Origin of the sequence: Aneurinibacillus soli (assembly GCF_002355375.1) — a bacterium.
Taxonomy (GTDB): domain Bacteria; phylum Bacillota; class Bacilli; order Aneurinibacillales; family Aneurinibacillaceae; genus Aneurinibacillus; species Aneurinibacillus soli.
On record NZ_AP017312.1, the window covers coordinates 726316 to 732500 of the forward strand.

Annotated in this window: 6 protein-coding genes, 1 rRNA gene and 1 pseudogene (1 of these 8 running past the window's edge); 7 read left to right on the top strand and 1 reads right to left on the bottom strand. The window is 47.7% G+C overall.

The window, feature by feature from the left end:
- Positions 1–2 precede the first annotated feature (2 nt).
- The 5 genes and pseudogenes from hisH to hisIE all read left to right on the top strand — a co-directional run bounded on the left by hisH (position 3) and on the right by hisIE (position 4302).
- The gene (hisH, locus tag CB4_RS03685; protein WP_096463643.1) at positions 3–626 is read left to right on the top strand and encodes an imidazole glycerol phosphate synthase subunit HisH; all 624 of its coding nucleotides are present in this window, start codon (positions 3–5) and stop codon (positions 624–626) included.
- Positions 627–650: 24 nt separating this feature from the next.
- Complete coding sequence (gene hisA, locus CB4_RS03690) at positions 651–1385, top strand: 1-(5-phosphoribosyl)-5-[(5-phosphoribosylamino)methylideneamino]imidazole-4-carboxamide isomerase (RefSeq protein WP_096463644.1); 735 nt, start codon at positions 651–653, stop codon at positions 1383–1385.
- A 3-nt stretch (positions 1386–1388) separates the two neighbouring features.
- Entirely contained in the window at positions 1389–2162 is a 774-nt protein-coding gene (hisF, locus tag CB4_RS03695) for an imidazole glycerol phosphate synthase subunit HisF (protein WP_096463645.1), read from the top strand.
- Positions 2163–2387: 225 nt separating this feature from the next.
- A pseudogene (locus CB4_RS03700) lies at positions 2388–3491 on the top strand (RNA-guided endonuclease InsQ/TnpB family protein).
- Positions 3492–3648: 157 nt separating this feature from the next.
- A complete protein-coding gene (gene hisIE / locus CB4_RS03705) occupies positions 3649–4302 on the top strand; it encodes a bifunctional phosphoribosyl-AMP cyclohydrolase/phosphoribosyl-ATP diphosphatase HisIE (protein WP_096463646.1) in 654 nt (217 codons plus the stop codon).
- Between the two features lie 51 nt (positions 4303–4353).
- On the opposite strand, the gene CB4_RS03710 is transcribed toward hisIE, so the two are convergent.
- Positions 4354–5112 (bottom strand): MBL fold metallo-hydrolase, encoded by a 759-nt coding sequence (locus CB4_RS03710; protein ID WP_096463647.1) that lies wholly within the window; start codon positions 5110–5112, stop codon positions 4354–4356.
- 115 nt (positions 5113–5227) lie between these two features.
- Here CB4_RS03710 and CB4_RS03715 point away from each other — a divergent pair, with 115 nt between their 5' ends.
- Complete coding sequence (locus tag CB4_RS03715) at positions 5228–5641, top strand: Lrp/AsnC family transcriptional regulator (protein ID WP_096463648.1); 414 nt, start codon at positions 5228–5230, stop codon at positions 5639–5641.
- A 277-nt stretch (positions 5642–5918) separates the two neighbouring features.
- A 16S ribosomal RNA gene (locus tag CB4_RS03720) occupies positions 5919–6185 on the top strand (it continues 1271 nt past the right edge of the window).

Here is a 6185-nt window from a genome sequence, read left to right on the forward strand (position 1 = left end):
CGATGATCGCGATAATTGATTATGGGATGGGCAACTTGCACAGTGTGAGCAAGGCAGTGGAGCGTCTCGGGTATGCATACAAATTTGTATCAACGGCTGATGAGTTACTTGCAGCAGACGGTGCGATTCTACCGGGGGTTGGTGCATTCGGGGATGCGATGAAAAACCTACGAGAACTTGGTCTAATTGAACCGATTCACCAGTTCGCAGCAAGTGGCAAGCCGCTTGTCGGCATTTGCCTTGGCATGCAGCTTTTATTTGATAGCAGTACCGAGCACGGTGCGAACGAAGGATTAGGGCTTCTTCCAGGTCGTGTTGAGCGCTTTGAAGGGGATTACAAAGTGCCGCATATGGGCTGGAATCGGTTGACGTTCTTGCAGGACAATCGGATTTTTAGAGATGTAGAGCAAGGGTATGTGTATTTTGTACATTCGTACTTTCTTCAGCCGACAGAGGAGAACCGTCCAGTATTGCTGGCGATGGCAGATTATTATCAGGAAGTGCCAGCGATTGTTGGCAAGGGCAATGTATATGGCATGCAGTTCCACCCGGAGAAGAGTGGGACAGTTGGCATGAAGCTATTGCAAAATTTTGCGGAGCTGTGTGAGACGGCGCGTACGACATAACGAGATAGAAATGAGGGTGTGGAGATGAGTTTCATTATTTATCCAGCGATTGACATTCGCGGTGGCAAGTGTGTGCGCCTGTTGCAAGGCGACTACAATCAGGAAACGGTATATGGCGATTCGCCGCTCGATATGGCGAAGCAATGGGCAACGCAGGGCGCACAGTGGGTTCACCTGGTTGATCTCGATGGCGCAAAAGCAGGCCAGCCGGTTAACCATGAAGTTGTATGTGAAATTGCCCGTACGCTTGACGTACCCGTTCAAATTGGCGGCGGCCTGCGCCGAATGGAAGATGTAGAACGCTACATCGAAAGCGGCGTAGCTCGTGTTATTCTCGGAACAGCGGCGATTCAGGATCAGCCATTTGCTGAGCAGGTGCTGGCGAAGTACGGTGATAAGGTGGCGATTGGCATTGACGCCCGAGATGGCTATGTGGCGACACATGGCTGGCTGGAAACGTCTGGGGTAACAGCGGAAGCACTGGCGAAAGTGCTCATTTCCAAAGGAGCGGAGACGTTTATCTACACCGATATTTCTCGTGATGGCACACTAGCAGGACCAAGTACAGAATCAACGGTACAGCTGGCGCGTGCGATCGGCAAAACCGTCATCGCATCCGGTGGTGTGAGTGTAGAGCAAGATCTACTCGAATTGGCGCAGTACGCAAAAGACGGAGTCGGCGGTGCGATTGTAGGCAAGGCATTGTACACAGACCGTATCAATCTTGCGCAGGCATTACGCAGCGTGCAGGGGGTGTAGCGCATGCTGGCAAAACGAATCATCCCGTGCCTCGATGTAAAAGAAGGCCGAGTTGTAAAAGGGATTAGCTTTGTAAACTTGCGCGATGCTGGTGATCCGGTTGAGCTGGCGAAGCGGTACAGTGACGAAGGTGCGGACGAGCTTGTGTTCCTTGACATTTCGGCTTCTCATGAAGGGCGAGAGACAATGGTTGAAGTAGTTGAGAATACGGCGGCGAACGTAACGATTCCGTTCACAGTGGGTGGCGGCATTAATGCGGTGGAAGATATGCGCCGCATCTTGCGGGCTGGAGCGGATAAAGTGTCCGTGAATACAGCAGCCGTTAAACGCCCGGAGCTTGTGCGGGAAGGAGCAGAAGTTTTCGGTAGCCAGTGTATTGTGGTCGCGATTGATGCGAAGGCGAACGCAGACGGAACAGGCTGGGAAGTGTATACACACGGTGGGCGTACAGCGACAGGCATCGATGCGGTCGAGTGGGCGAAGCAGGTGGAGGCACTTGGCGCGGGTGAGATTTTGCTGACCAGCATGGATTCGGACGGACAAAAGGATGGATTTGCGCTAGCACTGACACGGGCGGTATCGGAAGCCGTTCGTATTCCGGTCATTGCATCTGGCGGTGCAGGCTCGAAGGAGCACTTTTATGATGCATTTGTAGACGGAAAAGCGGATGCGGCACTGGCGGCCTCGATTTTTCATTATAAGGAAACATCCATTCAAGAAGTAAAGCAGTACTTACATGAGCGTAAGATCGAGATGCGTATAACAGAGGAGACGTAGAACAGTTCTTAAAAATGTAGACAACCATCCACAAACATAGAAAAGCCCACCCCGTCATTTCGAAGTGGTGCGATTTTGAAGCAAAGTCATGATGTAGTTGGATAAAGACCTGTGTTCCTTTTTCGCTTCTTCCTGCAAGTGCTCTTTCAATTCTTTTGGAGGTGAAAGTAGATGTTACGTGGATGTAAGACGGAAATCTACCCTACACCATAGCAAGCGGACAAGATCAACCGAACCATTGGAACATGTCGCTTTATCTACAATCTGTATCTTTTCAAGAATAAAGAGCAGTACGAGAAAGATAAGACGTTTATTACAGCCAACGACTTTTCCAAACTTGTAAATCATGATATTTCTAAGCAAGATGAGTACAAATGGATTAAGGAAGTATCATCCAAAGCGATTAAACAGGCGATGATGAACGGGGAGAAAGCGTTCAAAAAGTTCTTTAAGGGGGTATCCAAGTATCCACGCTTCAAGAAGAAAAAGAATCAGGATGTAAAAGCTTATTTCCCTAAGAACAACTAAACAGACTGGATGGTAGAACGGCATCGCATAAAGATGCCTACGCTTGGATGGGTACGCCTGAAAGAAAAGGGCTATATCCCGGTAAACGCAACGGTACGAAGTGGCACAGTATCACAAAAAGCAGGTCGATACTTTGTTAGTGTATTGATTGACGTACAGGAGAGTTACGAGCAAGCAGAACGAGGAGACGGCATTGGAATTGACGTAGGAATAAAAGATTTTGTGAGTGCAAGTGACGGGCAAGTATTCGGTAATATCAACAAAACTTCCGCAATTAAGCGCACAGAAAAGCGATTGAAACGAGCGCAACGTGCGTTATCAAGAAAATATGAGCAACGAAAGAGAGGTGAAAAGTCTGCCACTTATCGCGGAAGTAACATACGCAAAGCTGTGTTGAGAGTGCAAACGTTGCACATGCGACTCGCTAACATGCGTTCGGCGTACCGTTCCTATGTTGTGAGTCTGCTGGTGAAAACCAAGCCAGCCTTTATCACATTGGAGAAATTAAACGTAAAAGGAATGGTCAAGAATCGGCATGTGGCAAGAGCCGTTTCTAATCAGGGATTCTACGATTTCAAGTTGAAACTTCTATCCGCATGTAAGAAGTACGGGATTGAAGTGCGAGAAGTTGGTATGTTTTATCCATCGTCTAAGCTATGTAGTTGCTGTGGGCATAAAAAGGTACAACTTTCCTTGAAAGAACGAACCTTTACCTGCGAGAACTGCGGAATCAGTTTAGATCGTGACTTCAACGCATCCTTGAATCTGAAACAAGCAACGGAATATACCGTATTAACCTAACGAAGCGGTGTAGATGTACCGGTGGCTAGTCGGGAATTTACGCCTGTGGACTGTCAAACAAACCGTAGTAGCGGGCAAGTGGCGAGACGAGGCAGGATGAAGCAGGAAAACTCTTAACATGGATATTTGTCTATGTTTTAAGTGGCAGACGGTATAAATGAATGTGCAAGATTTGAAATTTGACAGCAACGGTTTAATTCCAGCGATTGTGCAGGATGCGCAGAGTAAGGAAGTGCTGACGCTTGCCTACATGAATGAAGAGTCGCTCAAAAAAACGATCGAGACACGCGAAACATGGTTCTGGAGCCGTTCACGCCAGGAGCTGTGGAACAAAGGGGCCACATCGGGCAATACACAGCGTGTAGTCGATATTACGTATGACTGCGATGGAGATTCCCTCGTTGTAAAAGTAATTCCGGCAGGTCCAGCCTGCCACAAAAATGTATACTCTTGCTTCGCGGATTCACTGCTGACAGGGGAAGCGGCATCTGGAAATCCGGAACCGACAGCAGTCGAGGCAGATGGTCGATTTGATATCATTAATAAGCTGGAGTCTCTTATTGCGAAGCGAGAAGCGGAGATGCCGGAAGGATCGTATACAACGTATTTGTTCCGTGAAGGCGTTGATAAAATCCTGAAAAAAGTTGGGGAAGAAGCGAGCGAAGTGATTATCGCGGCGAAAAACCGCAGTCATGATGAGCTGCGCTATGAAGCGTCTGATTTGATTTTCCACCTGCTTGTACTGTTACGCGAGCAGAAGCTACCGTTCGATGCCGTGCTTCAAGAGCTGGAGAAACGCCACGTGAAATAAGGAATTCTATACAGAAAGCGGATGCGCCTGGTAGCCCATCCGCTTTTTTCGTTATGCCATAAAGGTAATTATGTCGCCATCTTTTGGAATGAGAAGGCGAGATGACAAATCATGAGTGCCTGCAAATGTGCGAAGTTCGCTACGGGATAGACGGCAGTGATTCCACGCTTCCATATGGACAGCAATTATGCGGGCGTGAGGAGCATCGTTGCTTACGTGCAGAATGTCGGTTGAAGTCATCGTAATCGGTAGACCTTCTGCGAATTGTGCGCCTCCTGCAAAACAGACAACTACATCTGGAGTATAGGTGTGAAGTGCCTGTTTGACTTCCGGGCACCAAACAGTGTCGCCGCTTATATAAAGAGTAGGTTCTGTTTGAGCTTCCAAAACAAAGCCGGACACAGGTCCCATTCGTTGTGCCATTTCCCCCGATCCGTGCTGCCCGCCGGTTCTGTGAAGCGTGATGCCTTCCCATGTGAGAGAGGAGGATACAGGGGAGACGTGGCGAAACCCATACGCCCGAATGGCTTCTGTATCCTCAGGTTGGCAGAAGACAGGAAGATGTTTAGGTAGGAGTCGAGCAGCCTCTGGATCAAAATGATCCCGGTGTAGATGCGTAAGGAGTACTGCATCGACTTCTAGCAATGTGGACAGAGGGACTGTAAGATTGACCAGTGGATTTTTTTGAGTATTCGGGACACCGGGTACGGGGTCCATGCTTCCAACGGGGCTACATATCGGATCGATTAGTAAGCACTGATTATGGAACTGGATCAGTAATGTGGCATGGCGAACAAGCTGGATATTCATATTTTTATTCCTCCTTTTTGAAGTATCGGTATACAATCATTGTACAAAGAAGATGGATTGGATTGCGTAAGAGTATGCGGGATTACAGTTTCATGGTGAAAGAAGGGAAGAGGAAATGCTTGATGCAGCGGATAAGGCAATTCTTGATTTATTACAGAAAAATGCCCGTATGCAGTGGAGGGAAATTGGAGAGCAGGTGCATTTGACAGGCCAGGCAGTCGCGAATCGAATTCGCCGTATGGAAGAAGCGGGGGTTATTACGGGGTATGCCGTGCAGATAGATGAGAAGAAGCTGGGAAAGTCTATTACCGCTTTTGTAACGGTCTTCATGAAGAGTAACAATCATGAGGGCTTTCGTAAGTTCATTCAAAGCCATTCAAAGGTTTATTTCGTTCATCGAGTAAGCGGAGATGGTTGTTATCTTATACACGTATGTTTGGCGGATATGGAAGAACTTCAGGCGGTTTTGGATGAACTTCTACAGTATGCCAACTATCGCGTGCAAATAAGTGTAAGCAAAATGAAATAAAAAGGTTGCATTCTATTTTTAAATCTGATATTCTATAAAAGTTGCTGACAACGAGTCACAGCAGTCTAGCAAACAAGTAAAAAAACTTCTGAAAAGATGTTGACAAAAGCTTGTTAACTTGATAAGATATAAAAGTCGCCGCTGAGATACAGCAGAGCGGTGAAGCGGTAAAGAAGTTCCTTGAAAACTGAACAGTGAAACTCGAGTGTGCGAGTTCAATCAATTTCGATTTAATTATTTAGCTAGCTTTCGAGCTCAGCGAATCATCTTTTCAACTTTATTGGAGAGTTTGATCCTGGCTCAGGACGAACGCTGGCGGCGTGCCTAATACATGCAAGTCGAGCGGATCAACGGAGAGCTTGCTCTCCTGAGATTAGCGGCGGACGGGTGAGTAACACGTAGGCAACCTGCCTGTACGATTGGGATAACTTCGGGAAACCGAAGCTAATACCGAATACGACATTAGCCCGCATGGGCTGGTGTGGAAAGACCTTGTGTCACGTACAGATGGGCCTGCGGCGCATTAGCTAGTTGGTGGGGTAGA

Bases quoted from the DNA above. Each gene is read 5' to 3' on its own strand.
- hisH (WP_096463643.1), top strand. From the start codon at position 3: ATGATCGCGATAATTGATTATGGGATGGGCAACTTGCACAGTGTGAGC.
- hisA (WP_096463644.1), top strand. From the start codon at position 651: ATGAGTTTCATTATTTATCCAGCGATTGACATTCGCGGTGGCAAGTGT.
- hisF (WP_096463645.1), top strand. From the start codon at position 1,389: ATGCTGGCAAAACGAATCATCCCGTGCCTCGATGTAAAAGAAGGCCGA.
- hisIE (WP_096463646.1), top strand. From the start codon at position 3,649: ATGAATGTGCAAGATTTGAAATTTGACAGCAACGGTTTAATTCCAGCG.
- CB4_RS03710 (WP_096463647.1), bottom strand. From the start codon at position 5,112: ATGAATATCCAGCTTGTTCGCCATGCCACATTACTGATCCAGTTCCAT.
- CB4_RS03715 (WP_096463648.1), top strand. From the start codon at position 5,228: ATGCTTGATGCAGCGGATAAGGCAATTCTTGATTTATTACAGAAAAAT.